This window comes from Corynebacterium sp. HMSC034B08 (assembly GCF_001835805.1).
GTDB classification, from domain to species: Bacteria; Actinomycetota; Actinomycetes; order Mycobacteriales; family Mycobacteriaceae; genus Corynebacterium; species Corynebacterium coyleae.
The window spans coordinates 1-18,688 of the sequence record NZ_KV825907.1 but is presented as its reverse complement, the minus strand read 5'-3'; the positions used below and the strand labels follow the sequence as shown (position 1 = coordinate 18,688).

Below are 18,688 nucleotides of genomic sequence, written 5' to 3'. Positions count from 1 at the left end.
TGGTCAATACGGAGCTCATCGTCTGGTTCCACAACCACCGAGCTAGACGACCAGGGAAAAACAGCAGGCCAGGACCGTCGGGCAGAAGCGCAGAAGGCCCCAGGCAACGCAAAAAGCACCCCGAGCGAGCGGGGTGCACTTTTACGTGAAGGGTGGACTAGCGGTCGTCGTCCTCATCCCAGTTGGCGTAGTCGGCGTACTGGTCGTCCACCTCGGAGTCGTCGTCATCCCACCTGCGGCCCGGGGTCTTCCCTGCAAGCTCGCGTTGGAGCGAGGCGAGATCCATTTCAGGAGTGTTGTACTTCAGCTGGCGAGCAACCTTGGTCTGCTTGGCTTTTGCGCGTCCGCGGCCCATGGCGTGACCCCCTTGAGGTGGTTCTGGGCGGCCCATGTGTGGGCGGCCTCTTATGATTCTTCGTTATTTTCCTGTAGGACACTATAGCTTGAGTATCTTAAAAATGCCCCTTAGGTGTCCCACCTGCGGTTATTTTGGAGTCATGCCGCCACGACGAAGCTGATCAACGGCTTTGCGGCCCGCACGTTCACCCTCATCTTGTGGCAACGAGGAGGGGTCGACGGAGGCTGCAGCGCCCTGGATTTCCAGGGGAACCTCCAACGCGGAACGCTTCACTAGGGCGAGAGCCACCGGACCTTCGTCGGCATCGTGTACGACGGTGCCGAGTCGGCCGACGTTTCGTCCGCCGGCGGTGATCTCCGAACCGGGCACCGGCTCCTCGGGGGCAGAGCCGTCGAGTTGGAGTTTGACCAAAAGCCTGGGGGAGCGGCCGAGGTTTTCCACTCGGGCAACGGTTTCCTGGCCGCGGTAGCAGCCCTTCTCCAGGTGGACGGCACCGATGTGGTCGCCACGATTGATGAGGTAGGGGGCTTCGTGGGGGATGGAGCGCTCGTCGAGGTCGGCGCGCTGCTCTGGCTCGCCGGCGGCGACGCGCAGGGCGGTAAACGCCATCAGACCGGCCAGTGGAAACTGTTCGGCGATCGCGTTGAGTTGCTCGCGGGGGATAGCGACGTCAGTGCGGCATACCCCACCCCAGCCATCAATCACGCGGGTGAACACGGCGCCCTCAACCTGGGCAGCAGCAGGGCCAAGCAGCGTGACCACAGCAAGATCGGTTTGCTCCACGGTCACCTCGGACCAGAACACCATGCGCTGCAGATAGGTCAGCAGGCTTTGTGCCTGGTAGGAGGGGGTGTCCAGGTAAAACACGTCATCGGCTACGGCGATATCGGCGTGGTGCAGGATGCGCCCCTGTGCGTTGAGGTCGAGGGCGGAGGCGGTGAATCCGGAGGTGGCGTCGTCAAGCTTTTGCGATAGCAGGTTGTTGAGGAAACTCGGCGCATCAGGGCCGGACACCGCAATGACGGCGCGGTTGGAGCGGTCGACGGCGACGGTATCTCTGGTGGCCTTGCGTTGTTCCCCCAACGGATCGCCGTAGTGCCAGGCGACGCCGGTGGCGTCGAGAAGCGAATCGCCCGGAAGCTCCGCAGCACCCGGCTTGGCCAAAAGAACCGATGCGTAACCCATGGGCGCCTATCATAGGGGGCATTATGTCTATTGCACCGCTCGCGCCTGCGCCCGTGATCTACCTCGTCGAACCGTACGGCGGGTCCGTACGCCGCCAAAACACCAACATGCCCCACGTGTTCTGGGACGATGCGGTGGTCACGCGCGGCGATGGGATCTTTGAAAGCATCCTCATTCGAGATGGCAAACCGCTCAACCTGGAGAAGCATCTCGAGCGCTTCGCCCGGTCGGCGGAACTGATGGATCTGCCGGAGCCGGGCGCGGCCCACTGGGAGCGCGCCACCGAGGAGGCGGTCGCCGATTATTGCCGTGAGCGCGGCGGCACCGAAGGCGTGGAAGCGAAGTGCGTATGGACGCTCTCACGCGGCCGTGAAACCACCGGCGTTGCAACTGCTTGGCTGACCATACGCCCGCTTGACGACGACACCCTGGCACAACGCGAACGCGGCGTGTCCGTACTCACTACCCCGCGCGGCTACACCGTCACGGGCGATGCGCCGTGGATGCGCGAAGGTGCGAAAACGCTCAACTATGCGGCGTCGATGGCGGCGCTGCGTTGGGCGAAAGCCGGAGGCGCGGACGATGTCATCTACATCGATCCCGACACCGGACGCGTGCTCGAGGGGGTGACCTCGTCGGTGGTCATGGTGAAGAAGGGCGGGCGGTTGCGCACACCGGCACCGGGGCCGGGCGTGCTGGCCGGCACCACCCAAGCCGCCCTGTTTGAATACGCCGCCGAGCAGGGGTGGAAGTGCAAGGCGAAGGACATCTACCTCAACGAACTGTTCAAGGCGGAGTCGGTGTGGCTGGTGAGCTCCACGCGCATCGCCACCCGGGTCAAGCGCCTGGACGGCAAAAAGCTCCCCGCTCCCGACAATGAAGCCGAGATCAAGGAGCTGATTTCCGCGGCGCTGAGCTAACCGGCGCTAGCCCGCGATGCGCTTCAACTCTGCGGACATGTACGGCACCATCTCGCCGTTGACGGCGCGCTCGTCAACCCAGCCGAGGTTGTTGTTCGGCATCAGGCCGTAGAGGCGCTTGCCCGGACCGTGGGACTCAGGGCCGGTCTCCGTTGCGATGGTGGAGGCGCTGGTGAGCTGCCATGCACGCTCGTTGACAGGCGCGCCGTACATGATCTCAACCAAACCGCGGGAGTTGGTCAGGGTCACCTCGATTTCGTCCTTGAGGGAGATGCGCCAGAAGCCGACCTCGCGCTGGTCGGCGCCGGTGGCGTTGCCGTCCTCGTCGAGACGCCACATGCGCGACTCGAAGCGGAGGTAATTCTCACCGTCGTGGGAGACAACAAGGCGCTGGCCGAAGGCGTACTCATCGCCGTTGTCGTTGGCCTGGCCGGAGCCGGTCCACACGCCAACCAGCGGCAGGAGTGCGAGCAGGCCGTCGTGCAGGCTCGGGCCGAAGCGCAGGTTTGCGGTGTCGTCCTCGAGCGGGAAATCCTCAAAGTCGAACGTCGGGATATTGCGGTGCGCGGTCGACTTGGACTGCTCGGACGCAAGGTTGACGGCGTCGTTGCCGCTTAAGGTGGCCGGTTTCGGCGTGTTTGCGGTGTTTTCTACGTTCTTTTCTTCACTCATGGTGTCCAAGGGTAGCTGCTTGTCCCATGGGGTTGAGGTCCGCCGGGTCAAATGCGGTGTTGATGCGGTCGCGCGAGAACTCAATCGAACCGCCGCGCAACTGCACTCGGTCCGCTGGCCCGTCCAACGGCAGGGTGCGGGTGTCTAGGTCGAGAGTGAACGCGGCCTGGGTTTCGGGGGAGGTGTCGTCGATAAGTTTGCTGGGGCGCATCTGGAAGATGCCGTCGATCAGGCGCAGCGTAACCACAACCGTCACCGGATCTTCTGTACCCGGAACCGTGCCGGTGAGCCGGGCCTCGCTTGCGGCCCCGCCTGCGGGGGAGATGTCGTATGGGTTCGCGATGTCCAGGTCCGTGATGCCGAGCAGGGTGCCGAAGCCGACGCCGTCGAGGCGCACCCGGCGGCGCACAAGGCGTGCGGTGCCCGATTCGAACTCGCCCGAAAGCGCTTCGCGTGGGTTGTCGAGGGCGAGGTCGAACACGTCCACGCCGGTCGTCGCTACGCCTGGCCCATCGACGGCGGCATCGAGGTGTTCCACGCTCACACGTGAGACGTTGCCGGTGAGCAGCGACGCCGTGTACGGGAAACCACCCACGGACGCCTGGATGCCGGGTTGGGCGACGGTGCGCTCCACGTTCGCGGCCACGATCGTGTCAGCGCCAGCCAACACAGCCAGCGCCGCCGCCACGGCGACCGCCGCTTTCACACGTGCCCGCATCGTTTCCGCCCTCCGACGTACCCTCTAAGACATGACTGTCGACATCGTAAGCGCCACCCTGCCGGAAACCCTCGTCCGCCCCATTCTGGATGCCGCCCAATCCGAGGACGGCGTCGCCGCGTTCTCCGAGGCGTTCGAGCGCGGGCTTTTCGACGACACCCTCAACCACACCCACCTCATCGCCAAAACCGGCGATAAGACCGTGGCGGTTGCCGGCATCGCTGAAGACGGCTCCACCGAACTGGCCGTCCATCCTGAACACCGCCGCCACGGCTACGGCTGTGCCCTGGTTCAGGCTGTGCTGGAGCGCAACACCGACGCTGGCTTCTGGGCCCATGGTGACCTGCCTGCAGCGCAGGCGCTGGCACGCGACCTCGGGATGGAACCGGTGCGAGAACTCCTGGTCATGGGTACCGCGCTGGATGCTGACGTGAAGGCGGAAGTGCGCGAGGGCTACGAGCTCGTCCAGTACCCGGAGTTGGTGTCGCGGTGGGGGCGTGAGGTCGTCGATAAGCAATGGCTCGAGGTCAACAACGACGCGTTCTCCTGGCACCCCGAACAAGGCGGCTGGGACATCGCGCAGCTGCACCGGGCGATGGACACCGACTGGTTCGACGCCGACGGCGTGTGGTTCCTCATCGCCGGCGATGAGATTGCGGGCTTCCACTGGACCAAACGACACCCGGATGGCACCGGCGAAATCTATGTCGTGGGCCTCTCCTCGAAGCACCGGGGGGAGGGAATGGGGGGACCGCTGATTCAAGCCGGGCTGAACTACCTTGCGGAGTGCGGATCCTCGCAGGTCATCCTCTATGTCGAAGGGGATAATGAGCCGGCGGTAAAGCGATACCGCCAGCTCGGCTTTGATACTCGCGAGCGCCACGTGGTCTACAAACCGGCCTCCAAAAAATAGCGACTGACCTGCGGTGTTAGCCAGGATTTTACGAGTTCACCAACAGTTCACCCAATCAGCAACCAGGGATTAACCGGCGCTGTCTAGGTTTTGTGTCGTAAGTGATCGGACATCTGCCTGGTGTTCCGGACCGAACAGTTAAATACCTGAAAGGTTCCCCGTGATTCGTAACTTCAAGCGCACCGCCGCAGTCATCGGCGTCGTAGCAGCCTCCTCCGCCACCCTCGTCGCTTGCGGCGGCTCCAACGACACCGAAGGTGCAGCAGGTACCGAAGCGGAATCCACCGCAGCGGCCGAAAAGGGCGACTACGAGCTCTACGGCCAGCAGGGTGACATCCTCGCTGAGGGCGCGTCCTCCCAGCAGAACGCCATCGACTACTTTGCCTCCGTCTACTCCGCAGAGGTCCCGGGTGCTTCCATCGCCTACACCCCGTCCGGCTCGGGCGCTGGCCAGAAGAACTTCATCGCCAACCAGGCTGTCTTCGCAGGTTCTGACTCGCCGCTGAAGGACGACCAGGTTGAGGCTGCTGCACAGCGCTGTGGCGGCAACGAGGCATGGCACCTGCCGTTCGTCATCGGCCCGGTTGCTATCGCCTACAACCTCGAGGGTGTCGACGAGCTCAACCTCACCGTGGACAACATCGTCGAGATCTTCCAGGGCGTCATCAAGACCTGGAACGACCCGAAGATCGCAGAGGCTAACCCGGGCGTTGAACTGCCGGACACCCCGATCAACGTCTTCTACCGCTCCGACGAGTCCGGCACCTCCGACAACTTCCAGAAGTTCCTCGCAGCCGCATCCGACGGCAAGTGGGAGTCCTCCGGCAAGGCGTTCCCGAACGCAGTGGGCACCGGCGCCAACGGCTCCTCCGGTGTGGCACAGGAAGTCTCCGCTACCGACGGTTCCATCACCTACGTCGAGGCTGGCTTCGCTGACAAGAAGGCCAACATCGACTTCGGCAACGGCCCGGTCGAGCTGACCAACGAGTCCGTGGCGAAGACCCTGGACAACCTGACCTTTAAGACTGAGGGTCACAACATGGTCGTCGACGCCGACGCCCTGTTCGCCACCGACACCGCCGGCGCTTACCCGCTGGTGCTGACCACCTACGAGATCGTCTGCTCCGCGGGCTACGACGAGGCAACCTCCAAGATGGTCAAGGACTTCCTCAACATCGCCCTCGACCACCAGGATGCAGAGCTCGAGGCTGAGGGCTTCATCCCGGTCACCGGCGCACACGCTGAGCGTCTGCGCGAGGCGATCAACGCCATCCAGTAAGGCCAACTAGCGAACGACCCCCGACTGAACACAGTGACATCGGGGGTTGATTGCTGTAGACCACCCCTGTTTCTCTCCATTTATCTCAAGGATCCGAGCACATGGCTGACAATGACGTTGCGGTAGCGGAACGCACCGCACGGAACTCCGGACGCGTGAAGCGCCCCGGAGACCGGTTCTTCGAAATCTTCTCCACAGCATCTGCAACGCTGATCACCGTTCTCGTTGCTGCCATTGGTATCTTCCTGCTCGCGCAGGCGCTGCCGCCGCTGATGCGTAACGACGGCGGCGTGCTCGGCTTCTTCACCTACGGTGGCCCGTGGCAGACCGCAGACCTGGACGCGATGCAGTTCGGTATTCCGAACCTGTTCTTCTCCACGGTGACCATCTCCATCATCGCGCTGATCATCGCGATGCCGGTCGCCCTCGGTGTTGCACTGTTCTTGTCCAACTACTGCCCGCAGCGCCTCGTGCGCCCGCTGGGCACCCTGGTGGACATGCTCGCAGCCGTGCCGTCGATCGTTTACGGCCTGTGGGGCGCTCAGGTGCTTGGTCCGAAGTTGGGCAAGTTCTACGAGTGGGTCAACAGCTGGGGCGGCGATTTCTTCCTGTTCGCCACCTACCAAAACTCCCCGCCGTTCTCCACGGCCCGCAACGTCATGACCGGTGGAATTGTGCTCGCCATCATGATCCTGCCGATCATCGCCGCAACCGCCCGCGAAATCTTCGTCCAGACCCCTCCGGGACAGATCGAGTCCGCACTTGCCCTCGGCGCAACGCGCTGGGAGGTCATCCGCATGACCGTCATCCCGTTCGGCCTGTCCGGCTTCATCGCCGGCTCCATGCTCGGCCTTGGCCGTGCGCTGGGCGAGACCATGGCGCTGTACATGGCGGTTGCGCCGGCGAACGACTTCCGCGGTTCGCTTTTCGACGGCGGCACCACCTTCGCAACCGCCATCGCCAACGCCGCAGCCGAGTTCAACAACCCGGTCTCCGCCGGCGCCTACATCGCAGCAGGTCTGGTGCTGTTCCTGCTGACCTTCGTCGTCAACTCGATCGCGCGTGCGATCGTCAACAAGAAATAAGGAGCGGAGCGAAACATGTCTACTGCAGTATCCAAACCGGCTGAGACAGCCCGCCCCGAAAACCCATTCATCGACATCGCCTCGAGCCGCAAAACCACAAACTCCATCATGGGTGGACTCATGTGGTTCTGCATGTTCCTCGCCCTCGTCCCGCTGCTGTGGCTGCTGTTTACCGTGGTGTCCCGCGGCTGGCACGTCATCGTGGATCCGGCGTGGTGGACCTCCGACATGGTCGGTGTCCGCGCGTCCAAGGAGGGCGGCGGTGCGCTGCACGCGATCGTCGGTACGCTCATGCAGACCCTGATTGCGTCGCTGTTCTCCATCCCGATCGGTGTGTTCACCGCGATCTACCTGGTTGAATACTCCAACGGCAACCGTTTGGGCCGGCTCACCACCTTCATGGTGGACATCCTTTCCGGTGTGCCGTCGATCGTTGCAGCACTGTTTGTCTACGCCCTGTGGATCACCATCCTGGGCCAGCAGCGCTCCGGCTTCGCCGTGTCCCTCGCGCTTATCCTGCTCATGGTGCCGGTCGTTGTGCGTAACACCGAAGAGATGCTGCGCGTCGTGCCGATGGACCTGCGCGAAGCCTCCTACGCACTCGGTGTGCCGAAGTGGAAGACCATCATGCGCATCGTGCTGCCGACCGCCCTGTCGGGCATTGTCACCGGCATCATGCTGGCAATCGCCCGCGTGATGGGTGAATCCGCACCGGTGCTGATCCTCGTCGGCTCCACCCCGGCAATTAACTGGTTCGACATGTTTGACAAGCCGCAGTCCTCGCTGCCGCTGTACATGCTGGACATGTGGAAGTCCGGCGCCACCGGCCCGGCCAACGACCGACTCTGGGGCGCAGCACTGACGCTGGTCATCCTCGTTGTCACGTTGAATTTGCTCGCACGCTTCATCGCAAAGCGCTTCTCGGTCAAGAAGTAACCATCCCGCCCGCGTCCCCGTCAGGAGAACTCACAGATGTCCACCAAGCTCGAACTCAACGACGTCAACATCTACTACGGCGATTTCCACGCCGTGCAGAACGTCAACATGGAAATCCCCGCCAAGTCGGTCACCGCATTCATCGGCCCGTCCGGCTGCGGTAAGTCCACCGTGCTGCGCACGATCAACCGCATGCACGAGGTCATCCCCGGCGCTTCCGTCAAAGGCCAGATTCTTCTCGACGGCCACGACATCTACGGCAAGAACGTCGACCCGGTCGCCGTGCGCAACACCATCGGCATGGTGTTCCAGAAGGCAAACCCCTTCCCAACGATGTCCATCGAAGACAACGTCGTCGCCGGCCTGCGCCTGGCAGGGGAGAAGGACAAGAAGAAGCTCAAGGAAGTCGCGGAGCAGTCCCTGCGCGGTGCGAACCTGTGGGACGAGGTAAAGGACCGCCTGGACAAGCCGGGTGGCGGCCTTTCCGGTGGTCAGCAGCAGCGCCTGTGCATCGCTCGTGCGATCGCCGTGCGCCCAGAGGTGCTGCTTATGGACGAGCCGTGCTCCGCCCTCGACCCGATTTCCACCCTTGCCGTGGAGGACCTGATCCACGAGCTGAAGGATCAGTACACGATTGTCATCGTGACCCACAACATGCAGCAGGCAGCGCGCGTGTCCGACAAGACCGCGTTCTTCTCGCTCGAAGCCACCGGCCGCCCGGGCCACCTGGTGGAGTTCAACGACACCACCACCATCTTCGAAAACCCCGAGCAGAAGGAAACCGAAGACTACATCTCCGGCCGCTTCGGCTAAGGCTTGCGGAACTTGCGCTCGATGGTGGCGAACTTCTCCAGATTCTCGTAATCCGGTTCGTCCCGCTGGCGCAAGTACGCCTCAGGCCTCAATCCCGTCACCAGGAACACCATCTGGCCGGCAATATCCACACAACGGTCCGCGTAGCGCTCGTAGTAGCGCGAAATTAACGACACATCGACGGCCTCCCGGGTGGTGTACTCCCACTCCCGGTCAGAGACCAACGTGCTCAAATAGGCGCGCATGTCGTCGACGCCCTCGTCGATAGTGTGCAGCTCAACTGCCACATCCGGATCCGGATCATCCAACAATGCTCGGGTGGTGGCACCCATCGCAGCCACCAACCGGGTCATTTCCTCGACGTAGCCGTGCAGCGGCGGCGGATACACCGACGCGGGGTGGCGCTGGCGCACCAGGACTGCAATGTTGCGGGCGAGCGAACCCATGCGTTCGAAATATTCCACTAGGTGGATCGCAGCCAGCACCTGACGCAGGTCAGTCGCCACAGGGTTTTGCAGTGCGAGCAAGCGCATGCTTCGCTCCTCACACCGTTCGCCGATTTCTTTGAGTTCGTCGATCAGGGTCAGGGCCGTTTCGGCGTCATCGAGTGACTGCTCAAGAAGGCCCTTCGACGCGTGCTCCATGATGGTGCGCACCGTGTCGCACATGGTCATGAGGTCCTGGTTGAAGGCCTCCAGAGTCTCTCGGTAGGCGGCTCTCAGCATGCGTTTCATGCTACGCGCTCGCAGTTAGCCACCGTTATTCTCAATTTCTGCGCCCTCAGGGACGGTGTCGTCCTCTGGATCGTCCAACCAGCCCTCCGGCAAGGCGATCTTGCCGGCTGAACCTTGGCGGCCGCGCGCGTCATCCGCATGCTCGGCCATTGCTTCAGAATCGGCGATGGGGGCGAGGCGCTCCTTCAACTCCGCAAGAGACGTCACTTGGGCAAGCGACTTGCGGAATTCCCCGCCTACCGGGAAACCACGCATGTACCAGCCGGTGTGCTTGCGGATGTCGCGGCACGCGTGGTGCTCACCGTCGTGCTCTGCCAACAGCTCTGCGTGGCGGTAGATGATGCTGGCTACCTTGCCCAGGGTCGGCTCCGGCGGGATCTCCTCGCCGCGCAACTGCGCGCCCAGTTGCGCGAACAGCCACGGGCGCCCAAGGCAGCCGCGGCCGACCTCCACGCCGTGGCAGCCGGTTTGCTCCATCATTTTCGCCGCATCGTCGGCGGCGAAGATGTCGCCGTTGCCGATCACCGGCACGCCGGTACCGTCCATGTGCTCCACAAGGCGGCCGATTTCGTCCCAGTGCGCCGCGCCCGAGTAACGCTCCGCACCAGTGCGGGCGTGCAAGGCAACGGCGGCGGCACCCGATTCGGCAGCAATGCGTCCGGCATCCAGGTGCGTGTGGTGGTCTGCGTCAATGCCGATGCGGAACTTCACCGTAATTGGAATGCCGGAGCCTTCCGCAGCGCGCACCGCGGCGCTGACGATGTTGCCGTACAGACGCCGCTTGTATGGGATCGCACAGCCTCCGCCCTTGCGCGTGACCTTCGGCACTGGGCAGCCGAAGTTCATATCCACGTGATCGGCGATATCTTCCTCGACGATCATCCGCACGGCTTCATACGTGAACTTGGGATCCACCGTGTACAGCTGCATCGACCGCGGCGTTTCCACATCCGCGAAGGTGGTCATGTGCATCGTCTTCTCGTTGCGAGCCACCATCGCACGCGCTGTGATCATTTCGCAGACGTACAGCCCCGAGGATGTGCCGGTGAGTTCCTCCTCGATCTCCCGGCACAGCACACGAAACGGCATGTTGGTCACCCCGGCCATCGGCGCGAGGATGACGGGGGAGTTCAGATCGATGCCGCCGATAGTTAAGGCGGGGGCTGCGGTAGTCATAGTTCTGCCTATTGTTCACGCCCGTTGTCGCCCCGTCCAATCGTGGTTGCTACGCCCGTTCGGGGGTGATTTGGGCGTCGATAAGCATTTGCTTTGCGACGAGACCACACACCCTCATGGCAATGAGTGATGGGTCACAATATGGTGGGGGTGTTACCTGAACGGATTTAACAGGATTGAGGGAGATCACATGAGCGATCGTATTGCTTCCGCCAAGTTGCGTGACAAGGTCATGACCGCCGAAGAGGCCGTGCAGTTTGTCAACCACGGCGACAAGGTTGGTACTTCCGGCTTCACCGGTGCTGGCTACCCGAAGGCCATGCCGGCCGCAATTGCAGAGAAGGCAAAGGCCGCCCATGCGAAGGGGCAGGACTTCTCCATCGACTTGTACACCGGCGCCTCCACGGCACCGGAGTGCGACGGCGTTCTCGCTGAGGCAGGCGCGCTGCGTTACCGCATGCCGTACCAGTCTGACCCGACCATGCGTAACAAGATCAACGCTGGCGAGATGAAGTTCCAGGACATTCACCTGTCCCACTCCGGCATGATGGTCGAGCAGGGCTTCTTCGGTGACGTTGACCTCGCCATCGTCGAGGCAGTGCGCATCACCGAAGAGGGCAACATCGTCCCGTCTTCCTCTGTTGGTAACTCCGTGGAGTTCCTCAACGCAGCCAAGAAGATCATCATCGAGGTCAACTCCTGGCAGTCCGAGGAGCTCGAGGGCATGCACGACATCTGGCTCGTGCCGCCGCTGCCGAACCGTATCCCGATCCCGATCACCAAGGCCGGCGACCGCATCGGCAAGACTTACATCGAGATCGACCCGGAGAAGGTCGTCGCAGTCATCGAGACCAACGACGCTGACCGCAATGCACCGTTCAAGGCACCGGACGAGGTCTCCGAGCAGATCGCAGGCAACTTCCTCGACTTCCTGGAGAACGAAGTCAAGGCCGGCCGCCTCACCTACGACGGCTACGTTATGCAGTCCGGCGTGGGCAACGTCCCGAACGCCGTGATGGCAGGCCTGATGGACTCCAAGTTTGAGAACATCCAGGCCTACACCGAGGTCATCCAGGACGGCATGGTCGACCTGATTGACGCCGGCAAGATGACCGTCGCCTCCGCAACCTCCTTCTCCCTGTCGCCCGAGTATGCAGAGAAGATGAACAACGAGGCATCCCGCTACCGCGAGTCCATCATCCTGCGCCCGCAGTCCATCTCCAACCACCCGGAGGTCATCCGCCGCACCGGCCTGATCGCCTCCAACGGCATGATCGAGGCGGACATCTACGGCAACGCCAACTCCACCCACATCAACGGCTCCCGCCTGATGAACGCCCTGGGCGGCTCTGGCGACTTCACCCGCAACGCCTACATTTCCTCGTTCATCTCCCCGTCCGTGGCCAAGGATGGCGCCATCTCCGCAATCGTGCCGATGGTTTCCCACGTCGACCACACCGAGCACGACGCCATGGTCTTCATCACCGAGTACGGTGTCGCCGACCTGCGTGGCCTCGCCCCGCGTGATCGTGTGGCAAAGATGATCTCCATCGCCCACCCGCAGTACCGTCCGCTGCTGGAGGAGTACGTCGAGCTCGCCGCGAAGTGCAAGTACCAGGCAACCCCGCACGACCTGCGCCACGCCTTCGACTTCCACACCCGCATCCAGGAGACTGGCACCATGCTGAAGGAGAACTAAAACCTCCTTCCGGCGCGCGTGCAGGGCGATTACCGCACGCGCGCACATGGGGGCTACACTTAGCCCCCGCGGGCCTTTAGCTCAGTTGGTAGAGCTACGGACTTTTAATCCGCAGGTCGTGGGTTCGATCCCCACAGGGCCCACCGTGAGCCCCGGCTAACGCCGGGGCTTTTCGCGTTCTTGGGCCCCCTTCTGTGCCGGGTTGATGGGTTTGCGAGTGCCACAAGGTGGAACCAGCTAACCTGCGCGTATGGATATCAGTACCGCCACGCCCACGGCCGTCGGCATCGCCTTGGGGATCTCGTTGTTGGCCGGGCTATCCACTGGCTTCGGCGGGCTGATCGTCGCCCTGAAACGTGCTCCAGGCGCGGGTGTTCTCGCTGGGGCGCTTGGGTTCTCGGCCGGTGTGATGGTCTACATCTCGTTTGTCGAGCTGCTGCCTCAAGGAATTGAGGGGCTCGCTGAAGCAGGCAGCCCCCGTGCGGAACTCTGGGGCACCGTCGCCTTCTTCGCGGGAATCGGGCTGATCGCGCTTATCGACCGCCTCGTGCCCGAAGAGATCAACCCCCACGAAGAACCCTCGGAAAGTGGGGTCAGTAAAGCACAGTTACGCAACGTGGGCGTCCTCAGTGCCGTTGCCATCGCCATCCACAACTTCCCGGAAGGGTTTGCCACGTTTGCCGTAGCGCTCGCGGATCCGGCCCTTGCTATCCCTCTCGCGGTGGCGATTGCGATCCACAACATCCCGGAAGGCATCGCGGTCGCGGTCCCTATGCGGGAGGCCACCGGATCCCGCCGCAAAGCCGCCTGGTGGGCCACGCTGTCGGGCCTAGCGGAGCCGTTGGGTGCCATCGTGGGGTATTTGCTTCTCCAGCCGTTCCTGGGGCCACAGTCGCTCGGTATCACTTTCGCTGCAATCGCCGGCATCATGGTCTTCGTCAGCCTGGACAAACTGCTGCCCACAGCAATCCAAACCGGCAAACACCACACCGCGATTTACGGGATGATTGTCGGCATGATTGTGATGGCATTCAGTCTGCTCATTTTGCCGGGCTAGCAGGCTATTTGGAGGAAATGGCGTACCTAGCTTATGATGAGCGGGCTGTCTTTTCAGCGCCCCCATCGTCTAGAGGCCTAGGACTCCGCCCTTTCACGGCGGCAACACGGGTTCGAATCCCGTTGGGGGTACGGCCCTGTGGCGCAGTTGGTTAGCGCGCCGCCCTGTCACGGCGGAGGTCGCGGGTTCAAGTCCCGTCAGGGTCGCCATCACGCCCCGAGGTTTTCCTCGGGGCGTTTTGCTTTGCGACGATGCCGTGCACGCAATCGTCGCAAAGCAACGCCCTGAAATAGTGATTGAGCAGGCGATTTGTCTGCCATGGTGAGGTCTGTGTAATGTATCAACTCGTGCAAGCGACAGTGTGAACACACTGAAGTGAGTGCGAAATAACAATATATTGGCCCTGTGGCGCAGTTGGTTAGCGCGCCGCCCTGTCACGGCGGAGGTCGCGGGTTCAAGTCCCGTCAGGGTCGCAGAACCATTCGGTTCTGGCCAGATAGCTCAGTTGGTAGAGCACACGCCTGAAAAGTGTGGGGTCGCCAGTTCGATCCTGGCTCTGGCCACATCAGAAACGCCTCTTTCGCAATAATGCGGAAGGGGCGTTTCGCGCTATAGTCGGGCCCATGTCTGCAACACCTGAAAACACTGTGCGCAAGAACGAGGCAGAAGGCCAGTACGAAATCCTCGTCGGCGACGAGGTCGCGGGCTACGCCACCTACACCGACCAAGACGGTGTACGGGACCTGCCACACACCGTGGTGGATCCGAAGTTCCGCGGACAAGGCCTGTCCAAGCCTCTGATGAAATACGCGCTCGACGACGCACGCGCCGACGGCATGCTGGTTACCCCCACCTGCCCGGCGGTTGAGCGCTACATCGAAAGCAACCCCGAATACGCCGACCTCGTCGCGGCCGAAGACTAAATGATGTAGTCGCCCTTGTTGACGTAGCAGTCCGGGTCCACCAAACGCGCCCGCTCATCCGTCTTCCGGGGGCGAATCTTCGCCGGAATCCCCACGGCAATCGAATGGGGCGGCACATCCTTCGTCACAACCGCATTCGCGCCGACAGCGGAACCCTCACCGATAACCACGGGGCCGAGCACCTTCGCGCCAGCGCCAATAGTGACGTTGTCGCACACCGTCGGGTGACGCTTCGTTTGCGTAAGCACCTGACCACCCAACGTCACGCCGTGGTAGAGCATGACGTTGTCACCGATCTCCGCGGTCTCCCCAATCACGATCCCCATACCGTGATCGATGAAAAACTTGCGCCCAATCGTCGCGCCCGGGTGAATCTCAATACCGGTAAGGAAACGATTGGCCTGCGCCAAAATACGTGCCGCGCCCTTCCAGCCGCGCTTCCACATGACGTGGCAGACACGGTGCATCCAAATGGCATGCAACCCGGAATAGACAACAGCGTTCTCAACATCGCCTCGCGCCGCAGGATCATGATCGCGGGCGTTGGCTAGATCTTCGCGGATGGTCGACACCACAGATTTGGCCATAGAAAGCATGGCGTGCAGTGTACCAACCTGTTCATTTGGGCCGACAATAAAAATTCCCCTCCCTGCCAGCGATGGTGTGGTGGCGGGGAGGGGAGTCGTCGATAAGCAGATTAGTCGCGAATGTCCTCGTAGAGGATCGTGGAGACATAGCGCTCGCCGAAGTCCGGGATGATCACAACGATGGTCTTGCCCGCGTTCTCTTCACGAGCAGCCAGCTCGAGAGCGGCCTTCACGTTCGCGCCGGCAGAGATGCCGCCGAGGATCGCATCCTTGACAGCCAGTTCGCGAGAAGTAGACACGGCATCCTCGTTGCTGACAGCGATGATCTCGTCGACAACCGTGCGGTCCAGCGTGCCCGGTACAAAGTTTGCGCCGAGGCCCTGGATCTTGTGCGGGCCAGCCTCGCCCTTGGACAGCAGCGGGGAAGCAGCCGGCTCAACCGCGACGGCCTTCACATCAGCCTTCTGCTCCTTGAGGTACTTGCCAGCGCCCGAAATCGTGCCACCGGTACCAACGCCAGCGACGATGAAGTCAACCTCGCCGTCAGTGTCGTTCCAGATCTCCGGGCCGGTGGTGGCGTAGTGGATCTTCGGGTTTGCTTCGTTCTCAAACTGACGGGCCAGGATAGCGCCCTCGTTCTTCTCGACGAGCTCGTTCGCCTTCTCCACAGCACCCTTCATGCCAGCGGCACCCGGGGTAAGCACGATCTCCGCGCCGTACGCGCGCAGCAGCACGCGACGCTCGGTGGACATCGTCTCCGGCATGGTCAGGATGACCTTGTAGCCCTTCGCTGCACCCGCGAGAGCGAGTGCGATACCGGTGTTGCCGGAGGTTGCCTCGACGATGGTGCCGCCAGGCTTCAGCTCGCCGGAGGCCTCGGCAGCCTCGACGATTGCCTTGCCGATGCGGTCCTTGACCGAGTTCGCAGGGTTGTAAAACTCGAGCTTCGCAAGAACTCGAGCCTTCGAGTTCTCGGTGATGCCCTGCAGCTCCACGAGCGGGGTGCCGCCGATGAGGTCGAGGACGTTCTTTGCAATCTTCGCCATGATGCTCCTTTAAACACGTTGATTGTTGGAGTTGCTGCCAGACAGCATACACGCCACGCTAGACAGGACGGTATAGATCTACTGAACCGATAGGTACGGGGGAGGGTTTGAAATTGCGACTTGCCCGATTGGGCTCGACTTTCCTGTGGCTCCATATCGGCGGGGCTAAATTTTGCTACCCCCGTTCGCGCGTTATGATGGTGAAGATTTTCGGCCAAGTTCAACTCCGGGTGAGCCCAAACGGGTGACCCCGGTTCGTGGAAGGCAAACAGGTATGACGATGGACGCGCAGCGCATCAAAGACGACGACGATGCGATCCGTGCGGCACTCACCGCTTTGAAAACCACAACGGGCATCCCCGTCGCCATGTACGGAACACTCATCGCGGACAACCGACTGCAGATCACCCAGTGGATCGGACTGCGAACCCCTGCGCTGCAGAACCTCACGCTCGACGCCGGGACGGGCGTCGGCGGACGTGTAGTCAACACTCGCCGTGCCGCGGGTGTCTCTGACTACACGCGTGCGAACACCATTTCGCACGAGTACGACAAACAGATTCAAGATGAGGGACTGCACTCGATCGTGGCGGTGCCGGTCATTGTCAACCGCGAAGTCCGTGGCGTTCTCTATGTTGGTGTCCACTCGCCTGTCCGCCTCGGGGAGAAGGTCATTGAGGAAGTCACCATGACTGCACGCTGCCTCGAGCAGGAGCTTGCGATTAACGCAGCGCTTCGCTCTGGCGACGGTGTAGGTGACCGTGCAGGCGCCAAGGGCGGCCGTCAGATGAGCGGTGCCGAATGGGAGCAGGTGCGCTCCACCCACTCGAAGCTGCGCATGTTGACCAATCGCGTAGACGACGAAGACCTGCGCAAGGAGCTTGAGCAGCTTTGCGAGCAGCTGGTTTCCCCAGTGCGCGTGAAGCAGACGACGAAGCTCTCCGCCCGCGAGCTCGACGTGCTGTCCTGTGTGGCGCTGGGTCACACCAACGTTGAAGCGGCCGAAGAGATGGGTATCGGTGCTGAGACGGTGAAGTCCTACCTGCGAAGCGTGATGCGCAAGCTTGGTGCTCACACCCGCTATGAAGCGGTGAACGCGGCACGCCGTATTGGCGCGCTTCCCTAACCCTTGACGTTCTGGAGCGCCCCGCAGAGTTCGGTACTGTTGTGGGCGTGAAAGAACGTTTTTTGGTCACAGGTGGAACGCGACTCGAAGGCCTAGTGCACGTCGGGGGTGCGAAAAACAGTGTCCTCAAACTTATGGCAGCAGCGCTGCTGACCGAGGGCACGACGACACTTCGCAACTGCCCTGAGATTCTCGACGTCCCGCTCATGGGCGACGTCCTCGTCGGCCTTGGTTGTGAAGTGGAGATTGAAGGCGATGTCGTACGCATCACAACACCCGCTGAACTGTCCCCACATGCCGACTTTGACGCGGTCCGACAGTTCCGCGCTTCTGTGGCGGTGCTGGGGCCTCTCGTCGCAAGGTGTACTGAGGCGTACGTTGCGCTCCCAGGGGGCGACGCCATCGGTTCGCGCCCTCTGGACATGCATCAATCAGGGTTGGAAAAGCTCGGTGCGACGACCCATATCGAACACGGCGCGGTTGTTGCACGTGCTGAGAAGCTCCGCGGCGCCGCAATCGAGCTCGACTTCCCGTCGGTCGGCGCTACCGAAAACATTGTCACGGCAGCAGTGCTTGCGGAAGGTCGTACGACCCTGGATAACGCCGCCCGTGAACCCGAGATCGTCGATCTTTGCGACATGCTCAACGCAATGGGCGCGAATATCACTGGCGCCGGCACATCCTGCATCACCGTCGACGGTGTGGAGAAACTACACCCCACTGAACGGACGGTGATCGGCGATCGCATCGTCGCTGGCACGTGGGCATATGCCGCGGCCATGACGCAGGGTGATGTCACCGTTACCGGCGTCGCGCCTGGTCACCTGCACCTCGCATTGGCGAAGTTGAAGCTCTCGGGTGCCGAGGTGGAGACCTACGACAACGGCTTCCGCGTGCAAATGCGTCAACGCCCGAAAGCCGTCGACTATCAGACGCTGCCGTTCCCGGGCTTCCCAACTGACCTCCAGCCGATGGCGATCGCCCTGTCTGCAGTGGCAGACGGCGTTTCCGTCATTACTGAGAATGTCTTCGAAGCACGCTTCCGCTTTGTCGACGAAATGATGCGCCTTGGTGCCGACGCCAACGTCGACGGCCATCACGTAATGATCCGAGGCGTGGAAAGCCTGTCATCAACCGACGTGTGGTCTTCGGACATCCGTGCAGGTGCCGGTCTAGTTTTGGCTGGTCTTGTGGCAGACGGCGTCACCACAGTCCACGACGTACACCACATCGACCGCGGCTACCCGCAATTCGTTGAGAACCTCAACAGGCTTGGGGGTCATGTAGAACGTGTTAACGACTAGGCATTTACCCGCAGTAACCTGCGGGTTTGTGTTTGTGTTGGGGTGTGTGTAACTTAATCCCAGTCAGCGAGACCGACAACGCCCCGCTGGAGAGCGATCAAGGTTCTCTGGTTTGTGTGGCGGGCAGGAAAACAATCGCGGACCAATATCATTTCAA

19 protein-coding genes and 5 tRNA genes are annotated in these 18,688 nt (G+C 62.1%); 16 read left to right on the top strand and 8 right to left on the bottom strand.

The features are described 5' to 3' along the window. Window positions 1-157: 157 nt before the first annotated feature. Both HMPREF2656_RS02430 and HMPREF2656_RS02425 read right to left on the bottom strand, forming a co-directional pair. The gene (locus HMPREF2656_RS02430) at window positions 158-355 is read right to left on the bottom strand and encodes a DUF3073 domain-containing protein (RefSeq protein ID WP_070423032.1); all 198 of its coding nucleotides are present in this window, start codon (window positions 353-355) and stop codon (window positions 158-160) included. A 129-nt stretch (window positions 356-484) separates the two neighbouring features. Next, entirely contained in the window at window positions 485-1,543 is a 1,059-nt protein-coding gene (locus tag HMPREF2656_RS02425; protein ID WP_070815765.1) for a CAF17-like 4Fe-4S cluster assembly/insertion protein YgfZ, read from the bottom strand. A 23-nt stretch (window positions 1,544-1,566) separates the two neighbouring features. Here HMPREF2656_RS02425 and HMPREF2656_RS02420 point away from each other — a divergent pair, with 23 nt between their 5' ends. Beyond that, entirely contained in the window at window positions 1,567-2,463 is an 897-nt protein-coding gene (locus HMPREF2656_RS02420) for an aminodeoxychorismate lyase (protein WP_070423034.1), read from the top strand. Window positions 2,464-2,469: 6 nt separating this feature from the next. Here the strand turns inward: HMPREF2656_RS02420 and HMPREF2656_RS02415 are convergent, their stop codons facing one another. Both HMPREF2656_RS02415 and HMPREF2656_RS02410 read right to left on the bottom strand, forming a co-directional pair. After that, entirely contained in the window at window positions 2,470-3,135 is a 666-nt protein-coding gene (locus tag HMPREF2656_RS02415; RefSeq protein WP_070423035.1) for a heme-binding beta-barrel domain-containing protein, read from the bottom strand. Next, window positions 3,128-3,853 (bottom strand): LmeA family phospholipid-binding protein, encoded by a 726-nt coding sequence (locus tag HMPREF2656_RS02410; protein ID WP_070815764.1) that lies wholly within the window; start codon window positions 3,851-3,853, stop codon window positions 3,128-3,130. The genes HMPREF2656_RS02415 and HMPREF2656_RS02410 overlap by 8 nt, the downstream gene beginning before the upstream one ends. Window positions 3,854-3,884: 31 nt before the next feature. Between HMPREF2656_RS02410 and mshD the strand changes: the two genes are divergently transcribed. The 5 genes from mshD to pstB all read left to right on the top strand — a co-directional run bounded on the left by mshD (window position 3,885) and on the right by pstB (window position 8,879). Next, window positions 3,885-4,766 carry a mycothiol synthase gene (gene mshD / locus HMPREF2656_RS02405; protein ID WP_070815763.1) on the top strand — a complete coding sequence of 294 codons (882 nt, stop codon included), beginning with the start codon at window positions 3,885-3,887 and terminating at the stop codon, window positions 4,764-4,766. Between the two features lie 160 nt (window positions 4,767-4,926). Beyond that, entirely contained in the window at window positions 4,927-6,045 is a 1,119-nt protein-coding gene (gene pstS, locus HMPREF2656_RS02400; protein ID WP_070450740.1) for a phosphate ABC transporter substrate-binding protein PstS, read from the top strand. Between the two features lie 101 nt (window positions 6,046-6,146). Next, on the top strand, window positions 6,147-7,130 hold the full coding sequence (gene pstC, locus HMPREF2656_RS02395) for a phosphate ABC transporter permease subunit PstC (RefSeq protein ID WP_083284753.1): 984 nt from the start codon (window positions 6,147-6,149) through the stop codon (window positions 7,128-7,130). 15 nt (window positions 7,131-7,145) lie between these two features. After that, window positions 7,146-8,066 (top strand): phosphate ABC transporter permease PstA, encoded by a 921-nt coding sequence (gene pstA / locus HMPREF2656_RS02390; protein WP_070815762.1) that lies wholly within the window; start codon window positions 7,146-7,148, stop codon window positions 8,064-8,066. Window positions 8,067-8,102: 36 nt separating this feature from the next. Further along, the gene (pstB, locus tag HMPREF2656_RS02385) at window positions 8,103-8,879 is read left to right on the top strand and encodes a phosphate ABC transporter ATP-binding protein PstB (protein WP_070450732.1); all 777 of its coding nucleotides are present in this window, start codon (window positions 8,103-8,105) and stop codon (window positions 8,877-8,879) included. Here the strand turns inward: pstB and HMPREF2656_RS02380 are convergent. Together HMPREF2656_RS02380 and dusB are read right to left on the bottom strand one after the other, a co-directional pair. After that, window positions 8,876-9,601 (bottom strand): phosphate signaling complex PhoU family protein, encoded by a 726-nt coding sequence (locus tag HMPREF2656_RS02380; RefSeq protein WP_070815768.1) that lies wholly within the window; start codon window positions 9,599-9,601, stop codon window positions 8,876-8,878. The genes pstB and HMPREF2656_RS02380 overlap by 4 nt on opposite strands. Window positions 9,602-9,628: 27 nt before the next feature. Then, complete coding sequence (gene dusB / locus HMPREF2656_RS02375; protein ID WP_070423042.1) at window positions 9,629-10,789, bottom strand: tRNA dihydrouridine synthase DusB; 1,161 nt, start codon at window positions 10,787-10,789, stop codon at window positions 9,629-9,631. Window positions 10,790-10,979: 190 nt separating this feature from the next. Between dusB and HMPREF2656_RS02370 the strand changes: the two genes are divergently transcribed. The 8 genes from HMPREF2656_RS02370 (at window position 10,980) to HMPREF2656_RS02335 (ending at window position 14,468) form a co-directional block, all read left to right on the top strand. After that, window positions 10,980-12,488, top strand: a complete 1,509-nt coding sequence (locus tag HMPREF2656_RS02370; protein WP_070423043.1) for an acetyl-CoA hydrolase/transferase family protein — start codon at window positions 10,980-10,982, stop codon at window positions 12,486-12,488. A gap of 70 nt (window positions 12,489-12,558) precedes the next feature. Further along, window positions 12,559-12,631 (top strand) — tRNA-Lys (locus HMPREF2656_RS02365). 107 nt (window positions 12,632-12,738) lie between these two features. Continuing rightward, on the top strand, window positions 12,739-13,545 hold the full coding sequence (zupT, locus tag HMPREF2656_RS02360; protein WP_070815761.1) for a zinc transporter ZupT: 807 nt from the start codon (window positions 12,739-12,741) through the stop codon (window positions 13,543-13,545). 58 nt (window positions 13,546-13,603) lie between these two features. Further along, window positions 13,604-13,676, top strand: a tRNA-Glu gene (locus HMPREF2656_RS02355). 1 nt (window position 13,677) lies between these two features. Continuing rightward, window positions 13,678-13,754 (top strand) — tRNA-Asp (locus HMPREF2656_RS02350). A 190-nt stretch (window positions 13,755-13,944) separates the two neighbouring features. Beyond that, window positions 13,945-14,018, top strand: a tRNA-Asp gene (locus tag HMPREF2656_RS02345). A gap of 17 nt (window positions 14,019-14,035) precedes the next feature. Then, window positions 14,036-14,108, top strand: a tRNA-Phe gene (locus tag HMPREF2656_RS02340). A 60-nt stretch (window positions 14,109-14,168) separates the two neighbouring features. Then, window positions 14,169-14,468: a GNAT family N-acetyltransferase gene (locus HMPREF2656_RS02335; RefSeq protein WP_070569045.1), complete on the top strand. Its 300-nt coding sequence runs from the start codon at window positions 14,169-14,171 to the stop codon at window positions 14,466-14,468. Here the strand turns inward: HMPREF2656_RS02335 and epsC are convergent. Together epsC and cysK are read right to left on the bottom strand one after the other, a co-directional pair. Continuing rightward, complete coding sequence (gene epsC / locus HMPREF2656_RS02330; RefSeq protein ID WP_070423046.1) at window positions 14,465-15,055, bottom strand: serine O-acetyltransferase EpsC; 591 nt, start codon at window positions 15,053-15,055, stop codon at window positions 14,465-14,467. The two genes, HMPREF2656_RS02335 and epsC, sit on opposite strands and share 4 nt — an antisense overlap. 110 nt (window positions 15,056-15,165) lie before the next feature. Continuing rightward, complete coding sequence (gene cysK, locus HMPREF2656_RS02325; RefSeq protein ID WP_070482153.1) at window positions 15,166-16,101, bottom strand: cysteine synthase A; 936 nt, start codon at window positions 16,099-16,101, stop codon at window positions 15,166-15,168. A gap of 280 nt (window positions 16,102-16,381) precedes the next feature. Here cysK and ramA point away from each other — a divergent pair, with 280 nt between their 5' ends. Both ramA and murA read left to right on the top strand, forming a co-directional pair. Further along, complete coding sequence (ramA, locus tag HMPREF2656_RS02320; RefSeq protein ID WP_070815767.1) at window positions 16,382-17,227, top strand: acetate metabolism transcriptional regulator RamA; 846 nt, start codon at window positions 16,382-16,384, stop codon at window positions 17,225-17,227. Between the two features lie 47 nt (window positions 17,228-17,274). Then, window positions 17,275-18,531, top strand: coding sequence for a UDP-N-acetylglucosamine 1-carboxyvinyltransferase (gene murA, locus HMPREF2656_RS02315; protein WP_070815766.1), 1,257 nt, complete (start codon window positions 17,275-17,277; stop codon window positions 18,529-18,531). The last annotated feature ends 157 nt before the right edge of the window (window positions 18,532-18,688 follow it).